A 20991-nucleotide genomic window follows, 5' to 3' on the forward strand; every position below is an offset into this window, starting at 1 on the left:
CGCGAGGGCGGCCGCCCTCCCCTGTCCCACCCGCACCACCCCGAGGAGGCGCCCGTGCGCATCACCGTCGTCAACCCGAACACCAGCGAGCGGATGACCGAGGCGATCGGCCTCGCCGCCCGGTCCGTCGCCTCCGTCGGCACCGAGATCGTCGCGGTCACGCCGCCGATGGGGCCCGCCTCGATCGAGAGCCACTACGACGAGGCACTGGCGGTGCCCGGGCTGCTGCACGAGATCGTGCGCGGCGACGCGGCCGGGAGCGACGGCTACGTCGTCGCATGCTTCGGCGACCCGGGGATCGACGCCGCCCGCGAGATCGCCCGCGGACCCGTGATCGGGATCGCCGAGGCCGCCATGCACATGGCGACTCTGGTCGGCCGGCGCTTCAGCGTCGTCACGACGCTCTCGCGCACGAGCGGGCGGGCCTGGGACATCGCGCACCGCGCGGGCTTCGACCGGGCCTGCGCGGGCGTGCACGCCTGCGACATCCCGGTGCTCGAGCTCGACGACCCGCACTCCGACGCGCGCCGGGTGATCCTCGAGGAGTGCGCCGCCGCGCTCGCGGCGGACGGCTCGGACGTGATCGTGCTCGGCTGCGCGGGGATGGCGGACCTCTGCCGGGACCTCTCGCGCGAGCTCGGCGTGCCCGTGATCGACGGGGTCGCGTCCGCCGTCCGGCTGGTGGAGGGCCTCGTCGCGATGGGCGTCACGACGTCGCGCCGCGACGAGTTCGCGGCCCCGCGCCCGAAGGAGATGACGGGGCTGCTCGCTCCGTTCGCGCTCGCCTGATCCGCGACGCGCGAGAGGCCCGGGAGCGTCGGCTCCCGGGCCTCTCGTCGTGGGCGGCTAGTGCTGCTGCGCGATGCGGCGGCGGCGCGCCACCACGAGCGCGAGCGCTCCGAGCCCGAGCAGGGCGAGCGCGCCGGTGCCCGCACCCGCGGTGTCGACGCCCGTGGCGGCGAGGTGCCGGCCGCCGGCGGAGGTCGCGGTGGTCCCGCCCGGGGTGGTGGTCGACCCGGCGGCGGCGGTCACGACGATCGGCTCCCGCTGGTCGCTCGGGATGTTGACGCTCGGGTCGAAGACCTGGAACAGGCTCCCGTACTCCCCGCCCGAAGCGGCCGAGGCCAGGACGACGACGAAGTAGCGACCGGGCGCGAACGAGCCGCGGACCGTCGCGCCCTCGAAGGTCGCGTCGCTGCTCAGCGGACCGAGCTCGACCCCGTCCTGCTCGTCGTCGTTGTTGAACTTCTTGACGAGGACCCGCAGGGTGATCTCGTCGAAGCACTCGGGCAGCGCGAAGGCGCCGACCGTGACGGCGATGGTGCCGACTCCACCGACGGCGTCGACCGTGAACGGCTCGTTGCTCTGCGAGCGGTCGAGACCGGCGGCGCAGGTGTCGAAGACGCTCTGCACGAAGAGGGTCTCGCGCAGGATCTCGCTGCGGAAGATCTCGACTCCGGCGTCGACACCGGAGGTCTGGACCGAGACGGTCCAGTCGGCCGAGTACGGCAGGGCGACCTCGATCGTGCGCGCCGGCAGGCCCTCGGCGGGCACCTGCTCGACGACGTCCAGTGCGACGCCGACGCCGTTGTCCTGGGTGACGAAGTAGCCGATGTTCGCCTCGTCGTAGCGGCCGGTGCTCGAGCGGGGCGGGACCGACAGCGTGATCGTGCCGGGCGAGGTGGCGACGGTGATCTCACCGTCGAGCGTCACCGCGTCGGCGGCGGCGGACGGGTCGAGCGCGGTGCCCGGAGCGGAGCGCCACTGCTCGGAGGAGAGGTCGATCAGGGCCCCGTCCTTCTTCCCGTAGAGCTTCGTGACGACCAGGACGGTGCGCGGGCCGGCCGGCGCGGCGACGAGAGCGGTCTGCGGTGCGCTGCCGTCCCGCTCGACGGGGACCGTGGTGCCGACGCCGCCGGAGTACTCGCCGTTCGGGCCCTCCGCGACCAGGACGATGTCCGCCGAGGCGGCGCAGTCGGGGAAGGACGCCTCCGGCAGCGCGACGCTCGCGAAGCCGGGCGAGGCGGTCCAGTCGACGGTGATCGCGCCGAAGTCGATGTCGACCGGGCGCGCTCCGTCCGGGCAGGAGGGGTCGGTGTCGTCGGCCGCGGTGGGAGCCGCCGACGGCAGGGGCGCGGCGGTGAGCACGGGCTCCGGAGTCGCGGTGCGCGCGGAGTCGAGGTCGGCGGTCGGCGCGGCGGTGGCCGACGGCGTCGCTGTCGCCTCCGCCGAGACCGTCGCCGGCGGCTCGGGTGCCGTGAGAGTGCTCGCGGCCGCCCCCGGCGCGAGCAGACCGGCGGCGAGGCCGACGGCGAGGGTGAGGCACGCGAGACGCGAGCGCGAGCGGAGAGTGGTCCCCCGGAGAGACATCGATGTATTCCTTCTCGAGAATGTGGAAGCGGGATCGGCGCCGAAGCTGCCCCCGTGGCGCCTGGGTGATGTCTATCAGCGCGCTGAGCGCCCGCACATCCCCGGCGCGAGCGAGCTCTGCATCGATCGGATAACGGCGGCTCTGCGAGGATCGGAGCATGGCGATCCTCCGCGACCTGGCCCTCGGCGCACGACTGTTCGGCAGGGGCTTCGGCACGTGGTTCCGCTCCCCGCGCGCGATGCTCCTCGGAGCGATCCCGCCGCTGATCGTGGGGCTCGTCTTCCTCGGCGTGCTGGCGCTCGTGCTCACCCGGATCGATGCGGTGGTGCTCGCGCTGACGCCGTTCACGGACGGCTGGGGCGACCCGTGGGGCGGCACGTTCCGGCTCCTGCTGTCGATCGCCGCGGTCGGGGCGATCGTCGCGCTCGGCGTCGTCCTCTTCGCCGCGGTGACGCTCCTCGTCGGCGACCCCTTCTACGAGCGGATCTGGCGCCGGGTGGAGAACGAGCTCGGCGGCGTGCCGGACGAGCACGAGTCGGGGTTCTGGAGCGGACTCGGCCGCTCGCTCCGCGACTCCGCGGTGCTGGTCGCGACCTCGCTCGGGATCGGCGTGGTGCTGGTGCTGCTCGGCGTCATCCCCGTCGTCGGGCAGCTGGTCGGGCTGATCGCCGGAGCGCTCGTCGGCGGCCGGGCGCTCGCGCTCGAGCTGACGGGGTTCGCCGGGGACGCGCGGGGCCTCGCCCTGCGCGACCGCCGCCGCCTCCTCGGCGAGCGCCGGGCGGTGTCCCTCGGCTTCGGCATGGCGGTCTACCTGACCTTCCTGATCCCCGGCGGCGCGGTGGTCGCGACGCCCGCGGCGACGGCGGGGGCGACGCTTCTGCTGCGGACGCTCCGCGGCGAGAGGACCGAGCGGATCGACCCCGCGGCCGACCCCGGGCCCGGCGCCGCACCCGGCGCCGCGTCCGACTGAGCGGGTGGCCGCCCGGCGGCGCCTCCCCTAGACTTCCCCCGTGCGCACGTCGACCCTCCGCCCCTGGTGGCCCGCCTTCTAGGCAGGCCGACGCGCAGACTCCTCTCGCACTCGACCGCCTCGTCCGGGCGGTCGTTCTGCATGTCGGGGCCCGGGTGAGGGACACCCCGATTCAAGGACCACGATGACCTCGCTCCTCTCCCGCATCCTCGCCTCCGACGGATCGCTGCCGTTCGCGGTCGTCCTCCGACAGGGCCGAGCGGACGTCGACGTCTTCACGGGCGACGTCGTCGACGTCGACGGCCTCGCCGACATCCCGCTCGACGGCGCCGACGTGCTGACCCTCGTGCCCTACCGCCAGGTGCGCGAGCGCGGCTTCGCGGCGAAGGACGACGGCGCTCCGCTGCGGAACCTCGTGGTCCGCGAGCGCGAGAGCGTGCCGCTCGCCGAGGTGCTGCGGCTGCTGCCCGAGCGCGAGATCCCCGTCGAGGAGCGCGGGTTCGATGTGCCCGACGAGGAGTACGCGGAGATCGTCCGCCGGGTGATCGACGACGAGATCGGCCGCGGGGAGGGCGCCAACTTCGTCATCAACCGCGCCTTCGTCGCGCACACCGACGCGCCCGCGGTCGAGGCGGTGCTGGCCTGGTTCCGTCGGCTGCTGACCGACGAGTCGGGCGCCTACTGGACCTTCGCGATCCACACCCCCGGTGCCGACGGCTCGCCGGCCGTCACCGCGGTGGGCGCCACCCCGGAGCGCCACGTCTCGGTGCGCGACGGCGTGGCGATGATGAATCCGATCAGCGGCACCTTCCGCCACCCGGCCGCGGGGCCGACCGGCGCCGAGGTCCTCGCATTCCTCGCCGACGTCAAGGAGAGCGAGGAGCTCTTCATGGTGGTCGACGAGGAGATGAAGATGATGAGCGCGGTCTGCCCGAACGGCGGCCGGATCCTCGGACCGTTCCTCAAGCAGATGTCGCGGCTCAGCCACACCGAGTACCTGCTCGAGGGGCGCACCGACCTCGACGTCCGCGAGGTGCTGCGGCTGACCATGTTCGCGCCGACCGTCACCGGCTCGCCGATGGAGAACGCCTGCGCCGTCATCGCGGAGTACGAGAAGGAGCCGCGCGGCTACTACTCCGGGGTGCTCGCCCTGTTCGAGCCGGAGGAGCACGGCTACACGGTCGACGCGCCGATCCTCATCCGCACCGCCTACCTCCGCGAGGACGGCCGGCTGACCGTCCCGGCCGGAGCGACCCTCGTGCGGCACTCGACGCCGGAGGGCGAGGTCGCCGAGACCCGCGCCAAGGCGTCGGGCGTGCTCTCCGCGCTGGGGCTCCTGCCCCACCGCGACATCCCGCCGGCGATCGACCTGAACGCGCAGCCCGGGGTGCAGGAGGCGCTCGAGGCGCGCAACGAGCGGCTCGCGTCGTTCTGGCTGCGGCCGCAGGCGCCGGAGCACATCGAGGGGCTCGCCGGGCACACCGCGCTCATCGTCGACAACGAGGACCAGTTCACGACGATGCTCGCGCACCAGCTGCGCCACCTCGGCATGGACGCCCGGGTCGAGCGCTGGTCGAGCGTCGAGGACGTGCTGCGCGACGACCTCGTCGTCTTCGGTCCCGGTCCGGGCGATCCGCGCGACGACTCCGAGCCGCGGATCGCGCGGCTGCGCGCGCTGATGACCGAGCGGCTCGCCTCCGAGCGGCCGATGCTCGCGGTGTGCCTCAGCCACCAGATGCTGTCGCTGCTCGCCGGGCTGCCGGTGGAGCCGCTGCCCGCGCCCCGCCAGGGCGTGCGCCTGGCGGTCGACGTCTTCGGCGAGGACGCGGCGATCGGCTTCTACAACACCTTCTCCTCGGTCGCCGCCGCGGGGGTCACCAGCACTCCGCTGCTCGACCTCGAGATCTCGCGCGACCCCGCGACCGGGATCGTCGACGCGCTGCGCGGCGAGTCGGTCGCCTCGGTGCAGGGCCACCTCGAGTCGGTGCTGTCCTCCGACGGGCTGCGCACGCTCGAGCGGCTGGTGCGCACCGCGACCTCGCAGCCGGCGCGCGCGTGAGCGACGTCCGGCTGATCGCGGCGCCGTCCTACTCCGCCGAGCTGCGGGAGGCGGTGGCCACGAGCGTCCGGGCGGCGGCGGAGGCCGCGCGCGGCTGGTACGGCCGGGGCGACAAGCTCGCCGCCGACGCGGCCTCGGTCGCGGCGATGCGCGCGGTGCTCGCCGAGGCGCCGTTCGCCGGCGTCGTCGTCATCGGCGAGGGCGAGAAGGACGACGCGCCCATGCTCGCGAACGGGGAGCGGCTCGGTCGGGCGGACTCGCCCTCGTGCGATGTGGCGGTCGATCCGCTCGACGGCACGCGGCTGACGGCGGAGGGGATCCCCGGCTCGGTCTGCGTGATCGCCCTCGCCCCGCGCGGCACGATGCTCGATCCGCGGGACGTCTTCTACATGGACAAGCTGGTCTGCTCCGGCGCGGGCACGGGCGTCGTCGGCCTCGATCTGCCGCCCGCCGAGAACGCGCGGCGGCTGGCCGCGGCGCTGGGGAAGCCGGTGTCCGAGCTCGTGGTCGCCGTGCTGGACAAGCCGCGGCACGTCGCGCTGATCGCGGAGCTGCGGGAGGCCGGCGTCGCGCTGTCCCTCCGCGGCGAGGGCGACGTCTCGGTCGCGATCGAGGCGGCCGACCCCGCCGGCCCCGTCGACCTCGTGCTCGGCATCGGCGGCACGCCCGAGGGCGTCGTCGCCGCCTGCGCCGTCCGCGCCCTCGGCGGCGTGATGGAGGGCCGCCTCGCCCCGCAGACCGGCCTCGAGCGCTCGAACGCCCTCGCCGCCGGCCACGACCTCACCCGCCTGCTGACCCTCGACGACCTCGTCGCCTCCCCCGACGTCCTCTTCGCCGGCTGCGCCGTCTGACCCCACCCCCGCTCCTCCCCTTCCGCGAGATGCCACTTGTGCGCGACTTCCACGGCGTGTCGCGCACACAAGTGGCATCTCGCGGCGGAGAGCAAGGGCGGGGGACGGCGAAGGCCCCGGTCCGACGTGCGGACCGGGGCCTTCTCGATGTAGCGGGAGCGGGACTTGAACCCGCGACACCACGATTATGAGCCGTGTGCTCTAACCACCTGAGCTACCCCGCCGCACGTTTCCGGAGGCTGGCCTGCCGGGAACGGAGCCCCCTGTGGGAATCGGACCCACTACCTCTTCCTTACCAAGGAAGTGCTCTACCAATGAGCTAAGGGGGCGCACCTGCGGGTCTGACTGCCCCTCTCGGGGCGTGCCCGCGATTTGGCACCGTTAGACGATAGCACCTCCGCGAGGCCACGATGACCGCGGGGCGGAGGGGTGCTCCGGGCGGGGTGGATCTCGGTGCGCCCGCTGCTTGCGCTGCTCGATCAGCAGGCATCGGAGCGGGGTGGATCTCCTTGGAGGAGACGCCCGCCCGCATGCTGGTCGAGTAGCCCCGCAGGGGCGTATCAAGACCGCCGTCACCAGCACGGAGAGTCTGCAGGCTCCTGGTCTGACGCTGGTGGATCTCGATACGCCCGCTGCGCGGGCTACTCGATCAGCATGGAGGTGACATGTCGATCGAAAGGCTCTCGCCATCCGGACATGCTGGTCGAGTAGCCGCGCATCGGCGTATCGAGACCCGCCTAGGAGCGGCTCGCCGTGTCGAGCGCGGTCAGCTCGTCCGCCGTCAGCTCGAGGGTCGCGGAGGCGACCAGTGCCGGCAGCTGCTCCATGACGCGGGCGCTCGCGATCGGGGCGGCGACTCCCGGCTGCGAGCGCAGCCAGGCCAGGGCGACGGTCGCGACCTCGGCGTCGTGGGCGGCCGCGGCGGCGTCGAGGGCGGCGAGCACGCGCCGTCCGCGGGCGTCGAGGTACTGCGCGGCACCGGAGGCGCGCGGGCTGTCCGGCGTGGACCCGTCGCGGTACTTGCCGGTCAGGAAGCCCGACGCGAGCGCGTAGTACGGGACGACGGCCATACCTGCCTCGCGGGCCAGCGGCAGCACGTCCGCCTCGATGCCGCGCTCGACGAGGTTGTAGTGCGGCTGGACGGCGACCGGCGCGTGCAGCCCCTCCTCCTTCGCGAGGCGCAGCCACTCGGCGATGCGGTCGGCGCTGAAGTTGGAGACGCCGATGGCGCGGACGAGCCCCTCGTCGACGAGCTCGGAGAAGACCCGGGCGATGTCTTCCAGGGGAACGGCGTCGTCGTCGAAGTGGGCGTAGTAGAGGTCGATCCGGTCGGTGCGCAGGCGCTCGAGCGAGGCGCGGGCGGCCCGGCGGACGGTGTCGGGGGCGAGGCCGGTGAACTCCGGGTGGCGGCTGACCTTGGTGGCGATCACGACGTCGTCGCGGCGCGAGCGGCGGCTCAGCCACTCGCCGATGATCGTCTCGGACTCGCCGCCGTGGTTGCCGGGCACCCAGGCGGAGTAGGAGTCGGCGGTGTCGATGAAGTCGCCGCCCGCCGCGACGTAGCCGTCGAGGACGTCGAAGGACGTCTGCTTCCCGGCGGTCCAGCCGAAGACGTTGCCGCCGAGGGAGAGCGGGAAGACCTCGATGCCGGAGTCGCCGAGGGGCGCGCGGGTGAGGGAGTCGTGGGACGGAGCTGCGCTGTCGATCGTCATCCTCCGATTCAACTCGCCGCGGCGCGCGCTGCCGATCCCCCGCCGCGCATGCGGAGCAAGCACTCAGCCACCGCGCTCCCGCCGCCGGCTCCGGCACGCGAAACCACCTCCGGCACGTCGAAACAGCCGAATCCCACGAGCCGAGGCCCGTTTCACGAGCCGGACTTCCGACCGGGCCACCTCCGGCACGCGAAAGCATCCTCGGCTCGCAGGAACAGGCGGTTTTCACGAGCCGGAGCCCGTTTCACGAGCCGGACTTCCCACTCGGCCACCTCCGGCACGCGAAAGCACCCTCGGCACGCCGGAACAGCCGGTTCCCACGAGCCGGGGCACGTTCCACGAGCCGGAGGCGCGCCGGGAGGCCGCGTCAGCTCAGCGGGTAGTCCGCGTAGGCGAAGCGCGTCGAGTCCGGCGACCAGCCGGCGACGTTGATCGTGCCCTGGCCGCCGAAGAGCGACCGGACCACCCGCCCGGGCGAGGTGTCGCCGGCAGCACGGCCCTCGAGCGCGATCAGCCGCAGCTCGACCGGCAGGTTCTCCGGGTGCCCGACCGTTCCCGCGGGGTACGCGAGGTAGAGCAGGTGCGCGCCGTCGGGCGACTCGTGCGGGAACCAGTCGACCGTGTCGGAGGCGACGACGCGCTCGATCCCGGAGCCGTCGCGGCGCATCCGGAACAGCTGGGCGACCCCGCCCTCGCGCTCGGAGTTGAAGTGCAGGGTCTCGCCGTCGGCGGAGAAGTCGACGCCGTCGTCCGGGTGCGCGTCGTCGGTGAGCGCGGTCAGCGGGCCGCCTTCGGCCGGCATCGTGTAGACGTTGGTGACCCAGCGCCCCGTCGCGTCCTCGCCGCCGCCGATCAACGCGAGCAGCCGGCCGTCGGGCGAGACGCCGTGCAGGTAGTGCTTGAACCGCGGCACCGGCCCCGCGGAGGTGAGCCGCCGCGCGGGCGCCGAGCCGTCCAGCGCCACCGCGTAGAGGTGCCCGTCGCGCGCCGAGACGTAGGCGGTGCCGCCGCCCGGAGCGAGCACATGGTCGTTGTTCAGCTCGTCCGGCACGCCGTCGAGCGCGATCGTCTCGAGCCCGTCGGCCCCGACCGGCGCGGCCCCGACCGGCGCCTCCCCGAGCGGCAGCCGGAACAGCCCGCCGTTCCCGTTCACGACGAGCGACTCCCCGTCCGGCGACCAGTTCGGCGCCTCGACGAGCAGCCGGGAGGAGGAGAACACCGTCGTCGCCTCCCCCGACGCGATGTCGAGCACGCGGATCCGGCAGGTCTGGTCGGGGAGCAGTGAGCGGGCCATGCGCTCCACGCTAGGGGCAGGCGGGCAGTCAAGCCCGTCCGCACTCAGGTTCTCGGCGCGCCCGCTCCCGTATCCTTGCCGGGACAACTGTGCTGAGTGGACCCGGGGAGGACTGTGTGATGCTCCTCACCCTCGTGATCACGTTCGCCCTCGCGGTGGTCACCCCCTGGATCGTCGACCGCCTCGGTCCGAAGGTGTTCTACGCCCTCGCGCTGGTGCCCGCCGCGACCTTCGTGTCGACCGCTGCGTCGCTGCCGACGATCCTCGCCGGCGGCGAGCTGCGCGAGGAGATCCCGTGGATCCCCTCCCTCGACATCGCGCTGTCCTTCCGGCTCGACGCGCTCTCGATCGTCCTCGCGCTCGTCGTCAGCGGCGTCGGCGCGCTCGTCCTCGCCTACTGCGCGAGCTACTTCCGGAGCGACGAGCCGTCCCTCGGCCGCTTCGCCGCCCTGCTCTTCGCCTTCGCCGGGGTGATGTACGGGCTGGTCACCGCCGACGACGTCATCATCCTCTTCGTCTTCTGGGAGGCGACGAGCGTCCTCTCCTATCTCCTGATCGGCCACTACAGCGGCCGGAAGGAGAGCCGCGGAGCCGGACTCCAGGCGCTCCTGGTGACGACCCTCGGCGGGCTGGCGATGCTCGTCGGCGTCATCATCCTCATCGTCGAGTCCGGCACCTCGAGCCTCGCCGGCATCGTCGAGGCGGCGCCGTCCGGCCCGATCGTCTCGGTCGCCCTCGTCCTCGTCCTGCTCGGCGCCTTCTCCAAGTCGGCGCTCGTGCCCTTCCACTTCTGGCTGCCGGCCGCGATGGCCGCGCCCACCCCGGTCAGCGCCTACCTGCACGCCGCCGCGATGGTGAAGGCCGGCATCTACCTCGTCGCCCGCCTCGCCCCCGGCTTCGCCGACGACGCCGTCTGGCTGCCCGTGATCGTGAGCGTCGGCGTCTGGACGATGCTTGTCGGCGGCTGGCGCTCGCTCCGCCAGTACGACCTCAAGCTCGTCCTCGCCTACGGCACCGTCAGCCAGCTCGGCTTCCTCACCGTCGCGGTCGGCTTCGGCTCGCGCGACGCGGCCCTCGCCGGCCTGACCCTGCTGGTCGCGCACGCGCTGTTCAAGGCACTGCTGTTCCTCGCCGTCGGCATCGTCGACCACCGCGCCGGCACCCGCGACCTCCGCAAGCTCAGCGGTCTCGGCCGTCAGGCGCCGGTGCTCGCCGGCGCCGCGCTGGTCGGCGTGCTGTCGATGGCGGGGCTGCCGCCGCTGCTGGGCTTCGTCGCCAAGGAGGCGGTCTTCACCAGCCTGCTCTCGGCGATGGAGCAGGGCTCGCTCTGGGCCTGGATCGCGCTGATCGGCCTCGTGATCGGCTCGATCCTCACCGTCGCCTACTCGGCCCGCTTCTTCTGGGGCGCGTTCGCCCGGAAGAAGGGCCTCGAGGACACCCACCTGCACGCGGAGCCGTGGACCTTCACCGCGCCCACCGTCGTCCTCGCGGTCGCCACGATCGCCGGCGGCATCGGCGCCTCGCTCCTCGACCCGCTGGTCGCGGTCTACGCCGACACGCTCCCCTTCGGCGCGGCCGACGCCGACCCGCAGCTCGCCGCGGCCGCCGAGGAGTCCGACCACGGCGGCTACCACCTCGCGCTCTGGCACGGCTTCGAGCCCGCCCTCGCGATCAGCGCGCTCGTCGTCGTCGTCGGCCTCGCCCTCTTCGCCAAGCGGGTCGCGGTCGCGCGCCTCCAGTCCAAGGTGCCGAACACCATCGACTCCGCCGAGGGCTACTGGGCGACGGTCCGCTGGCTCGACCGCGTGGCCAGCACCGTCACCGAGTTCGTCCAGCGCGGCTCGCTCCCCCGCTACCTCACGGTGATCTTCGCGGTCTTCGTCCTCGGAGTCGGCGGCGCGGCCGCGCTCAACCGCACCTGGCCCGGCGACCTCGTCTTCTGGGACTCGCCCGGGCAGCTCGCCGTCGCCGCGGTGATGATCCTCGCCGCGATCCTCTGCGCCATCGCGCGCAACCGTGTCGCGGCCGTGCTCCTCGCCGGCGCGACCGGCTACGGCATGGTGGCCCTCTTCGCCATCCAGGGCGCGCCGGACCTGGCCCTCACCCAGGCGCTGATCGAGACGATCACGCTGGTCGTCTTCGTCCTCGTGCTCCGCCGCCTCCCCACCCGGATCGCGCAGAAGCACCAGCCGATGCGCAAGCGCCTGCGCGCCGTGATCGGCATCACCGTCGGCGCGGTGATGGCCCTCGCCGCGACGATCGCGCTCGGCGCCCGCACGGCGACCCCGATCTCGGTCGATCTCCCCCGCCTCGCCTACGAGGAGGGCAAGGGCCGCAACATCGTGAACGTCCTCCTCGTCGACATCCGCGCGTGGGACACGATGGGCGAGATCTCGGTGCTCGTCGTGGTCGCGACCGGCGTCGCGAGCCTGATCTTCCTCTCCAGCCGGGCCGGCGGCGCCCCGCGCCTCGAGCAGCAGAGCACCGCCGACCGCGAGGAGCGGGCGACCGACCTCACCGCTCCCTCCGCCGACTCCGAGAAGACCGGCGACCGCGGCTCCTGGCTCGTCGCCGGGCGGACACTGCGCCCCGAGAACCGCTCGATCGTCCTCGAGGTGCTGGTACGCCTGCTCTTCCACCCCGCGATGATCGTCTCGGTCTACCTGCTCTTCACCGGCCACAACACCCCGGGCGGAGGCTTCGCGGGCGGCCTGCTCGCCGGTCTCGCCCTCGTCGCGCGCTATCTGGCCGGCGGCCGGTTCGAGCTCGGCGAGGCCGCGCCGATCGACGCAGGCAAGGTCCTCGGGCTCGGGCTGCTCTTCGCGGTCGGCACCGCCGTCTCCTCGCTCGCCTTCGGTCTCGACGTGCTCGAGTCCAGCTGGCTCGACCTCTACCTGCCGGTGCTCGGCGAGCTGCACCTGGGCACCTCCACCCTCTTCGACATCGGCGTGTACCTCATCGTGATCGGCCTGACCCTCGACATCCTCCGCAGCCTCGGCGGCGAGGTCGACCGCCACGGCGAGGAGGCCGAGCAGGGCGACCCCTCGGGCGACGGCGTCACCCACTCCGTCGACAGCACGCCCGGCCCCGGTGCCGGGACGGTGGACGGACTGGAGACGAAGCTGCCGACCGGCGCGACCGTCGTCGGCGGACCGGGCAGGGGGGACGACGCATGAGCATCACCCTCGTCCTCGTCGTCGTGATGGCCGTGATGTACGCCGCGGGCGTCTACCAGATACTCGAGCGCAGTCTCACCCGGATCCTGATCGGCTTCCTCCTGGTCGGCAACGCGACCAACATCCTGATCCTGCTGATGGCAGGGCGCTCGGGCGTCGCACCGTTCGTCACCGACGACGGCCGCTCCTACGAGCAGATCGCCGAGGAGATGGCCGATCCCCTGCCGCAGGCGCTGATCCTGACGGCGATCGTGATCACCTTCGGGGTGTCGGCCTTCCTGCTCGCGATGATCTACCGCCGCTGGCGCCTCGCCAACGCGGACCAGGTCGAGGACGACGAGACCGACGCCTCCGTCCGCGAGGACGCGGCGGGCATCTCCGCCCAGACCACGGCCGACGACCGGGCCCTCGACGTCCTGCTCGAATCGAGCGACGAGGGCACCGCCGCGAAGCACGCCGAGAGCGCCATGACCGACGACAGGAAGGAGGACCGATGAACGTGCTGATCCCCCTCGTCGTCACCCTCCCGCTCCTGGGAGCGGCGGTCGCGCTGGTCCTCGGCCGGCACCGCCGCGCGCAGATCACGGTCAACATCGTCACGCTGACGACGGTCCTCGTCATCTCCTCCGTGCTGCTCGTCCTCGTCCTCACCGGCGAGGAGGGCGGCAGCGCCGTGTACGTGGGCGGCTGGGAGCCGCCGTGGGGCATCGTGCTGGTCGTCGATCCGCTCGCCGCCCTGATGCTCGTGATCACCTCGGTCACGCTGCTGGGCGTCCTGCTGTTCTCGGTCGGCCAGGGCCTCGTCGACGGCAACCGCGAGACGCCGGTCACGATCTTCCACCCGACCTACCTGATCCTCTCGGCCGGCATCCTCAACGCGTTCGTCGCGGGTGACCTCTTCAACCTCTACGTCGGCTTCGAGATCCTGCTCGCGGCGAGCTACGTGCTGATCACGCTCGGCGGCACCGCGCCCCGCATCCGCGCGGGCACGACCTACGTCGTCGTCAGCCTGGTCTCGAGCGTGTTCTTCCTCTCGGCGATCGGCCTGCTCTACGGCGCCACCGGCACCGTCAACATGGCCCAGCTCTCGATCCGCATCGCCGAGCTGCCCGCCGACGTCCAGCTCGTGCTGCACGTGGTGCTGCTGCTCGGCTTCGGGATCAAGGCGGCGGTCTTCCCGCTGTCGTTCTGGCTGCCGGACTCCTACCCGACCGCTCCCGCGCCCGTCACGGCCGTCTTCGCGGGCCTGCTGACCAAGGTCGGCGTCTACGCGCTGATCCGCACCGAGACGCTGCTCTTCCCTGGCGGGAGGCTCAGCGAGGTGCTGATGGTGGTCGCGCTGCTGACGCTGATCGTCGGCATCCTCGGCGCCGTCGCGCAGGCCGACATCAAGCGGATGCTCTCCTTCACGCTGGTCTCGCACATCGGCTACATGGTCTTCGGCATCGCCATCGGCACGGAGGCGGGCTACGCCGCGACGATCTTCTACGTGATCCACCACATCACGGTGCAGACGACGCTCTTCCTCGCGACGGGACTGATCGAGCGCGTCGGCGGCACCACGTCGATCCTGCGGCTCGGCGGTCTGCTCAAGGCCTCGCCGCTGCTCGCGCTGCTCTACTTCATCCCCGCGATGAACCTCGGCGGCATCCCGCCGTTCACCGGCTTCCTCGGCAAGGTCGGCCTCTTCGTCGCCGGCACCGAGTCCGCAGCGGACCAGCCCTCCTGGCTGATCTGGGCGGTCATCGGCGCGGGCGCGATCACCTCGCTGCTCACCCTCTACGCGGTGGCCCGCGTCTGGAACATGGCGTTCTGGCGCCGTCAGGAGGAGGTGCCCGGCTACGAGTCCCCGCTGATCGACCAGCTGCAGGAGGACCCGCACGACACGGGCACGGTCCGCACCCGGCACTCCCCGCCGATGATGGTCCTCGCGACCGCGGGCATGGTCGTCTTCGGCGTGGGCCTCACGATCGCCGCCGGACCGCTCTACGACGCCAGCGAGCAGGCCGCCGCCGCTGTCGCCGACCCGTCGACCTACATCGCCACCGTCTACCGCGACTCGTCCTTCGGAGAGGAGGGCCCGCGATGAGCCCGCGCCGCCGCGTCGACTTCTGGAACCGGTTCGCGATGTTCGTGACCCTCGTCGGCATCTGGGTGCTGCTCTGGGACGACGTCTCGGTGCTCTCGATCCTCTCCGGCTTCCTGATCGCGCTGATCATCACCCGGGTCTTCTACCTGCCGCCGGTCGAGTTCTCGAACCGGGTGAACCCCTGGTACGTCCTGCTCTTCCTGCTGCGCCTCGCGCTCGACATCGCCGTCGCGTCCGTCCGGGTCTCGTACCAGATCCTCACCCTGCCGGTCCCCGTGCACAACGCGATCGTCGCCGTGCACCTGCGCAGCCGCTCCGAGGGGATGCTGGTCTGGACGACCGAGGCCGTCTCGCTCGTGCCCGGCTCTCTGGTGATCGACGTGGACCCGCAGCAGAACGTGCTCTACCTGCACGTGCTCGGCGTCACGCACGACGAGGGCCACCGGATCGACGAGGTGCGCCGCACCGTCCTGCGGACCGAGGCGCGCATCGTCCGGGCGATCGGCTCGCGCGAGGACGTCGCCCGCGTCCGGGAGCCGCTGGGCCAGGACGCGGGGGTGCTCCGATGATCGAGTGGCTCGTCTGGATCCTGGTGCCGATCTTCGGCGCGGCCGCCCTGCTGTCGCTCGTGCGCATCCTGCTCGGCCCGTCGGTCCTGGACCGCGTGGTCGCCGCCGACGTGCTCGTGGCGACGATCATCTGCGGCCTCGGCGCCGAGATGGCGATCAACCACCACGCGACCACCCTGCCGGTCGCGCTCGGGCTCGCGCTGTTCGCGGTCTTCGGATCGATCAGCGTCGCCAAGTTCATGGCCAACCGCGAGGAGGACTGACATGGACCTCTTCTTCGACGTCGTCACCGCCGTGCTCGTGATCACGGGCGCGCTGCTCTCGCTGATCGCCGCGATCGGCCTGCTCCGCTTCGACGACCTGCTCTCCCGCATGCATGCGGGCACGAAGCCCCAGGTGCTCGGCATCGTCTGCGTGATGCTCGCCGTCGCCATCCGGAATCCGGGCTTCGCCGCGGCGGGCACCATCGTCCTGGTGATCGGGTTCCAGCTGCTGACCGTGCCGATCTCCGCGCACATGGTGGGGCGGGCCGCCTACCGCGCCGAGGCCGTGGGAACCGGGTACCTCGTCTCGGACGAGCTCGCCGACGCCGTCCAGCGCGCCGACGACGCGTCGCGCGCGACGGGTCCGGAGACGGCGCACGCCTCGGAGGAGGCCGCGCAGCGCACGCGCGCTCCCCAGCCCGAGGACGAGGACGGACCGGCCGCGACGGCCTAGTCCGGTCGCGGGTCCGAGCGCCGGCGAGCGCCCGCCGGGGCGCCCGCTGCGCTCAGTGCAGCAGCGCCGGCGTCGACGCGGTCGTCCCCGCGGTCGTCCCCGCGCTGGTCATGCTCCGCACGGCGAATCCGCCGATCGCGAGGGTCGCCGCCAGCAGCCCGCCGATCAGCAGCACGAGCAGCGGCACCACCCAGAGCAGGGCCCTCCGGCGTCGGGCGCGGGCGGCTTCCGGGGTCTCTTCGCTCACCCGTCGACCCTAGGCCAGGCGGCGTCCGCACCGGGCCGACCGGCTCCGGACCGCCCGCTACCCTTGATGGCATGACCCTGGACTCCGCTCTCTCCGGCGCGCCCGAGAACTCCCCCGTCACGTTCCCGGAGGCGGCCGACCGGCCCGGCGCGGAGTGGTGGCGGACCGCGGTCATCTACCAGATCTACCCGCGCTCCTTCGCGGACGCCGACGGCGACGGCATCGGCGACCTGCCCGGCATCACCTCGCGCCTCGACAGCCTCGCCGAGCTCGGCATCGACGCGATCTGGCTCTCGCCCTTCATGACCTCGCCGCAGAAGGACGCCGGCTACGACGTCGCCGACTACTGCGACGTCGACCCGCTGTTCGGCACGCTGGCCGACTTCGACGCCATGCTCGCCCGCGCGCACGCGCTCGGGATCCGCGTGATCGTCGACCTCGTCCCCAACCACTCCTCGAGCGCGCACCGCTGGTTCCAGGCCGCCCTGGCCGCTCCCGCCGGCAGCGAGGAGCGGGGCCGCTACCTCTTCCGCGACGGCCGCGGCGAGAGCGGCGAGCTGCCGCCGAACAACTGGGAGTCCGTCTTCGGCGGCCCCGCCTGGACCCGCGTCACGGAACCCGACGGCACCCCGGGCCAGTGGTACCTGCACCTCTTCGACACCTCGCAGCCCGACTTCGACTGGACGAACGAGTGGGTGCGCGAGCGCTTCCGCGAGGTGCTGCGCTTCTGGCTCGACCGCGGGGTCGACGGCTTCCGCGTCGACGTGGCGCACGGGATGATCAAGGCCGAGGGCCTGCCCGACTACACCCCTCCCGCCGACAGCGGCTCGATGGGCGGTGTGGCGCCGGGCGACGACGCCGAGCCGGTCACCGCTCCCTACTGGGCGCAGGACGGCGTGCACGAGATCTACCGCGACTGGCACGAGCTGCTCGCCGAGTACCCGGCCGATCGTGTGCTCTGCGCGGAGGCGTGGGTGCAGCCGCTCTCGAAGCTCGCTCGCTGGGTGCGCCCGGACGAGATGCACCAGGCCTTCAACTTCGCCTACCTCGAGACGCCGTGGGCCGGCCCCGCGCTGCGCGACATCATCGACTCCTCGCTGAGCTCGTTCGCCGCCGTCGGCGCCCCCTCGACCTGGGTGCTCTCGAACCACGACGTCGTGCGCCACGCGAGCCGCCTCGCCCTCACCGCCGACAACCCGCAGGGCTACGGCATCGGCCCGCGCACCCCCGGCCTCCCCGACCCCGTGCTGGGGCTGCGCCGCGCGCGCGCCGCGACGGCGCTGATGCTCGCGCTGCCCGGCTCCGCCTACGTGTACCAGGGCGAGGAGCTCGGCCTGCCCGAGGCGATCGACCTGCCCGACGCGGCCCGGCAGGACCCGACCTGGTTCCGCACGCACGGCGAGCGCTACGGCCGCGACGGCTGCCGAGTGCCCCTGCCCTGGCAGGCGGACGCGCCGGCCTACGGCTTCAGCGAATCCGGCGACTCGTGGCTCCCCCAGCCCGGCGACTGGACGCCCTTCGCCCGCGACAGCCAGCGCGGCGTCGAGGGCTCGACGCTCGAGCTGTACCGGGGGCTGCTCGCGGTGCGCCGCGCGGAGGACCTGGGCTCGGGCTCGATCGAATGGCTCGAGGGCTACCCGGAGGAGGTCGTGGCGTTCCGGAACGGCGACGTCACCGTGATCGCGAACACCGGCTCGGCGCCGGTGGAGCTGCCGCCGGTCGGCACGGTCGTGCTCGCCTCGGAGGAGCTGCACGAGCCGGCGCTGCCGGGCGACACCACGGTCTGGCTCCGCGAGGGCTGACGCCCGGCTCCCCGTCCGATCTGCAGGTGATCCGGCGCCCCCGGGACGCGGACTCGCGGCGGAACGGGCGGTCGAGCGCGGATCGCCTGCAGATCGAACGGGAGCAGGCGGGCCCGCGGCGGCTCAGCGCCCCGCGTTCGCCTTCAGCCAGAGGTACGAGTCGACCTTCGTGACGCCGTCGAGGCGGATCTCGAAGTGCAGGTGCGGTCCGGTCGACATGCCGGTCGTGCCGACGAGGCCGAGCAGCTGGCCGACCTTGACGGGGTCGCCCTCGTTCACGGCCGCGGTGCCGTGCTGCATGTGCGCGTAGACGCTCGAGACGAGCTGGCCGTCGATCTCGTGGTCGACGATGACGTGCACGCCCAGCGAGCCCTCGCCGTCGATGACCGTGCGGACCACGCCGTCGGCGATCGCCTGGATCGGCGAGCCGTTGCCCGGGTTGAAGTCCGTGCCGCCGTGGTTGACGGAGCAGCCGGCGCAGTTGCGGTAGCCGAAGCGGTCGCCCACCGGCACGCCGACGGCGAAGGGCCACTGGATCGAGGCGTTCGGGTCGTTGGTGAAGCCCGCGTCCGAGGTGCGCACGATCGCGGAGACGTCGGTCTGGGTCTTCCGCTCCTGCACGCCGAAGCCGTCGCGGGCGACCGTCTCGGCGCTGACCTCGCCGGTCGTGAAGGACTGCGCGTCGCGCGGGGCGGTGTCGCCGGGGGCGACGACGAGGTTCTGCGCCTGGACGTCCTCGGCGGTGAGGAGCGACGTGGCCGGCAGCGAGGTCGCGGCGACCATCGCGGCGACGAAGGAGAGGGCGACGACCCCGCCCATCCTGCGGCCGGAGCGCGCGGGCCGCAGCGGTGCGACGCGCGGGGCGGAGACGGGCGACGGGGCGGCGGAGCGGGCGGTCGCGACGCGCTGCTCGGCGTCGCGGAGCTCGGTCGGGCCGACCGCCACTCCCTCGGCTCCGGCGGCGGCGGCGAGGGCCTCGGCGCGCTCGCGCTCGCGCAGCTCGCGACGGGTGAGGGGTGGGAGGGATTCGCCGGGGGTCGTTGCGGGCGCAGCGGGCAGGGGCGAATCGGGGCTCACGAAATCCGGATCTTCCGTCGGGGGCAGGGGACGAGGGGCGCTCCGCCAGGGAGTCGGCGCGCTTCTCGGGGGTCCGCGACCGCATCCTGTGCGAATGTCACGAATTCATAAAGGATAGCCACGGACTCCCGATCCGGCCAGAGCGAGTCGCGCAGAGGCCGTTCCCCGTCCTCCCGCGCACGGTCGGCGCGCGGATCCTGCGCGATCATGCGCGCGCATGCACCGACCCTGCGCGAGGGGCGCCCGGGTCACACCTCGTCGGCGCGGAGACGGCGCAGCAGCGCCTCGAGCTCGCCGAAGATCGGCTCCGGGGCCGCGATCAGCAGGCCGTTCCCCGCGGGTCGGCCGTCGAATCCGCGGACGATCGCGCCCGCCTCCTCGGCGACCAGCGCGCCCGCTGCCAGGTCCCACGGGTTCAGTCCGCGCTCGTAGTACGCGTTCAGCGCGCCCGACGCCACCGAGCAGAGATCCAGCGCCGCCGAGCCGATGCGGCGGATGTCGCGGACCGAGCCGAGCAGCTCCTGCACCACCGCGCCCTGCCGCATCCGGCGCTCGGCGTCGTAGCCGAAGCCGGTGCCGACCAGCGCGAGCGAGAGCGACGCGGGCGGAGTGACGCGCAGCGCGACCCCGTCCCGCTCCGCCCCACCGCCCCGGCTCGCGGTGTAGACCTCGCCCGTCGCGCCGTTCACGACCGCGCCGGCGAGCGCCGTCCACGTCTCCGGCTCCGGCTCGCCCTCGACGACGGCGATGCTGACCGCGTAGGAGGGGATGCCGTAGAGGTAGTTGACCGTGCCGTCGATCGGATCGACGACCCAGGTGAGCCCGCTCGTCCCGCCGCCGGCGCCCGACTCCTCGCCGAGGAAGCCGTCGTCCGGCCGCGCCTCGGCGAGGCGGCGGCGGATCAGCTGCTCCACCTCGCGGTCGGCCGCGGTAACCACGTCCTCCGGCGACGACTTCGACGCGGCGATCTCGACCCCGTCCTGCCGGCGCTGCCGGGCGAGGTGCGCCGCCTCGACGGCGATCGAGCGGGCGATGGCGAGGAGGGAGGCGTGGGCGCTCATGCGTCCAGCCTAGGGACCGCCGGGGAGGGAGGCGGGGATGCGGGCGGGGCACGGGCGGGGCACGCGGAGGATCATGGGGGCATGAGCGCACAGCCGAGCACCCTCCCCCCGATCGCCGTCACCGGATCCACGGGGGCGGTGGGCGGAGGCGTGGCGCGCCTGCTCGCCGACGCCGGCGTCCCGCTCCGCCTCCTGGCCCGCGACCCGTCGCGCGCACCCGAGCTGCCGGGGTCGGCGGCGATCCGCTCCTCCTTCGCCGACCCGGGCGACGCCCTCGACGGCGTCCGCCTCCTGCTGATGGTGTCGGCCGCCGAGAACGAGCACCGCCTCGCCGAGCACCTCTCGATGGTCGCGGCCGCCGCGCGCGCGGGCGTCGAGCACGTCGTCTACACGTCCTTCGTCGGCGCCTCCCCCACCGCGACCTTCACCCTCGCCCGCGACCACGCCGCGACGGAGGAGGCGATCCGCGCCTCCGGCATGGGCTGGACGTTCCTCCGCGACGACCTCTACCTCGACTTCATGCCCGCGATGCTCGGCGACGACGGCGCGATCCGCGGCCCGGCCGGCACCGGACGCGCCGCGATCGTGGCCCGCGAGGACGTCGCCCGCGCCGCCGCCGCGATCCTCCGCGCCCCGCAGGAGCACCTCGGCGCGACCTACGAGCTGACCGGCCCCGAGGCCCTCACCTTCGACGAGATCGCCGCCGTGCTCACCGCGGCGGGCCACCCCGCCGTCTTCATCGACGAGACCCTCGAGGAGGCCCGCGCCTCGCGCCGCCGCTGGAACGCCCCCGACTGGCAGCTCGACGCCTGGATCAGCACCTACACCGCCGTCGCCGCCGGCGAGATGCAGCACGTCTCCCCCGACGTCGAGCGCCTCACCGGCCGCGCCCCGCTCTCCCTCGCGCAGTTCCTCGCGCAGTCGCAGTAGACCGGAGAGGCCGTCGGCAATAAAATAGTTCCTGGGATGCGCCGGGCATCATCTGAACTATTTTAT

General features: G+C 73.1%; 18 protein-coding genes and 2 tRNA genes. 12 read left to right on the top strand and 8 right to left on the bottom strand.

The window, feature by feature from the left end; translation table 11 throughout:
* The first annotated feature begins 54 nt into the window (after positions 1-54).
* Complete coding sequence (locus HQQ82_RS07595) at positions 55-789, top strand: aspartate/glutamate racemase family protein (RefSeq protein ID WP_173232455.1); 735 nt, start codon at positions 55-57, stop codon at positions 787-789.
* Positions 790-846: 57 nt separating this feature from the next.
* Here HQQ82_RS07595 and HQQ82_RS07600 read toward each other — a convergent pair whose 3' ends face one another.
* Positions 847-2370 (bottom strand): hypothetical protein, encoded by a 1524-nt coding sequence (locus HQQ82_RS07600; protein ID WP_173232456.1) that lies wholly within the window; start codon positions 2368-2370, stop codon positions 847-849.
* Between the two features lie 158 nt (positions 2371-2528).
* On the opposite strand from HQQ82_RS07600, the gene HQQ82_RS07605 reads away from it, so the two are divergent.
* The 3 genes from HQQ82_RS07605 (at position 2529) to HQQ82_RS07615 (ending at position 6251) form a co-directional block, all read left to right on the top strand.
* The gene (locus HQQ82_RS07605; protein WP_173232457.1) at positions 2529-3341 is read left to right on the top strand and encodes an EI24 domain-containing protein; all 813 of its coding nucleotides are present in this window, start codon (positions 2529-2531) and stop codon (positions 3339-3341) included.
* Positions 3342-3525: 184 nt separating this feature from the next.
* Positions 3526-5400, top strand: a complete 1875-nt coding sequence (locus HQQ82_RS07610; protein ID WP_173232458.1) for an anthranilate synthase family protein — start codon at positions 3526-3528, stop codon at positions 5398-5400.
* Positions 5397-6251: a fructose-bisphosphatase class II gene (locus HQQ82_RS07615; protein WP_173232459.1), complete on the top strand. Its 855-nt coding sequence runs from the start codon at positions 5397-5399 to the stop codon at positions 6249-6251. Before HQQ82_RS07610 ends, HQQ82_RS07615 begins: the two co-directional genes overlap by 4 nt.
* Before the next feature lie 150 nt (positions 6252-6401).
* Here the strand turns inward: HQQ82_RS07615 and HQQ82_RS07620 are convergent.
* The 4 genes from HQQ82_RS07620 to HQQ82_RS07635 all read right to left on the bottom strand — a co-directional run bounded on the left by HQQ82_RS07620 (position 6402) and on the right by HQQ82_RS07635 (position 9257).
* Positions 6402-6475 (bottom strand) — tRNA-Met (locus HQQ82_RS07620).
* A gap of 33 nt (positions 6476-6508) precedes the next feature.
* Positions 6509-6580 (bottom strand) — tRNA-Thr (locus HQQ82_RS07625).
* 408 nt (positions 6581-6988) lie between these two features.
* Entirely contained in the window at positions 6989-7963 is a 975-nt protein-coding gene (locus HQQ82_RS07630; RefSeq protein WP_173232460.1) for an aldo/keto reductase, read from the bottom strand.
* A gap of 367 nt (positions 7964-8330) precedes the next feature.
* Positions 8331-9257 (bottom strand): PD40 domain-containing protein, encoded by a 927-nt coding sequence (locus HQQ82_RS07635; RefSeq protein WP_173232461.1) that lies wholly within the window; start codon positions 9255-9257, stop codon positions 8331-8333.
* A 119-nt stretch (positions 9258-9376) separates the two neighbouring features.
* On the opposite strand from HQQ82_RS07635, the gene HQQ82_RS07640 reads away from it, so the two are divergent.
* The 6 genes from HQQ82_RS07640 to mnhG are packed head-to-tail and all read left to right on the top strand — an operon-like array spanning position 9377 to position 15808.
* The gene (locus HQQ82_RS07640) at positions 9377-12433 is read left to right on the top strand and encodes a Na+/H+ antiporter subunit A (RefSeq protein WP_173232462.1); all 3057 of its coding nucleotides are present in this window, start codon (positions 9377-9379) and stop codon (positions 12431-12433) included.
* On the top strand, positions 12430-12930 hold the full coding sequence (locus HQQ82_RS07645; RefSeq protein ID WP_173232463.1) for a Na(+)/H(+) antiporter subunit C: 501 nt from the start codon (positions 12430-12432) through the stop codon (positions 12928-12930). Before HQQ82_RS07640 ends, HQQ82_RS07645 begins: the two co-directional genes overlap by 4 nt.
* Positions 12927-14522 (top strand): Na+/H+ antiporter subunit D, encoded by a 1596-nt coding sequence (locus HQQ82_RS07650; protein WP_173232464.1) that lies wholly within the window; start codon positions 12927-12929, stop codon positions 14520-14522. The genes HQQ82_RS07645 and HQQ82_RS07650 overlap by 4 nt, the downstream gene beginning before the upstream one ends.
* Positions 14519-15091: a Na+/H+ antiporter subunit E gene (locus HQQ82_RS07655; RefSeq protein WP_173232465.1), complete on the top strand. Its 573-nt coding sequence runs from the start codon at positions 14519-14521 to the stop codon at positions 15089-15091. Before HQQ82_RS07650 ends, HQQ82_RS07655 begins: the two co-directional genes overlap by 4 nt.
* Entirely contained in the window at positions 15088-15354 is a 267-nt protein-coding gene (locus HQQ82_RS07660; RefSeq protein WP_173232466.1) for a monovalent cation/H+ antiporter complex subunit F, read from the top strand. The genes HQQ82_RS07655 and HQQ82_RS07660 overlap by 4 nt, the downstream gene beginning before the upstream one ends.
* A gap of 1 nt (position 15355) precedes the next feature.
* On the top strand, positions 15356-15808 hold the full coding sequence (gene mnhG, locus HQQ82_RS07665; protein ID WP_173232467.1) for a monovalent cation/H(+) antiporter subunit G: 453 nt from the start codon (positions 15356-15358) through the stop codon (positions 15806-15808).
* 52 nt (positions 15809-15860) lie between these two features.
* Here the strand turns inward: mnhG and HQQ82_RS07670 are convergent, their stop codons facing one another.
* Positions 15861-16055, bottom strand: a complete 195-nt coding sequence (locus HQQ82_RS07670; RefSeq protein WP_173232468.1) for a hypothetical protein — start codon at positions 16053-16055, stop codon at positions 15861-15863.
* A 71-nt stretch (positions 16056-16126) separates the two neighbouring features.
* Here HQQ82_RS07670 and HQQ82_RS07675 point away from each other — a divergent pair, with 71 nt between their 5' ends.
* Positions 16127-17857, top strand: a complete 1731-nt coding sequence (locus tag HQQ82_RS07675) for a glycoside hydrolase family 13 protein (protein WP_173232469.1) — start codon at positions 16127-16129, stop codon at positions 17855-17857.
* Positions 17858-17980: 123 nt separating this feature from the next.
* On the opposite strand, the gene HQQ82_RS07680 is transcribed toward HQQ82_RS07675, so the two are convergent.
* Both HQQ82_RS07680 and HQQ82_RS07685 read right to left on the bottom strand, forming a co-directional pair.
* Positions 17981-18934, bottom strand: coding sequence for a M23 family metallopeptidase (locus tag HQQ82_RS07680; protein ID WP_173232470.1), 954 nt, complete (start codon positions 18932-18934; stop codon positions 17981-17983).
* Positions 18935-19182: 248 nt separating this feature from the next.
* On the bottom strand, positions 19183-19995 hold the full coding sequence (locus HQQ82_RS07685; RefSeq protein WP_173232471.1) for an inositol monophosphatase family protein: 813 nt from the start codon (positions 19993-19995) through the stop codon (positions 19183-19185).
* 81 nt (positions 19996-20076) lie between these two features.
* Here HQQ82_RS07685 and HQQ82_RS07690 point away from each other — a divergent pair, with 81 nt between their 5' ends.
* Positions 20077-20925 carry an SDR family oxidoreductase gene (locus tag HQQ82_RS07690; protein ID WP_173232472.1) on the top strand — a complete coding sequence of 283 codons (849 nt, stop codon included), beginning with the start codon at positions 20077-20079 and terminating at the stop codon, positions 20923-20925.
* Positions 20926-20991: the final 66 nt, after the last annotated feature.

Origin of the sequence: Rathayibacter sp. VKM Ac-2856 (assembly GCF_013205055.1) — a bacterium.
GTDB lineage: Bacteria > Actinomycetota > Actinomycetes > Actinomycetales > Microbacteriaceae > Rathayibacter.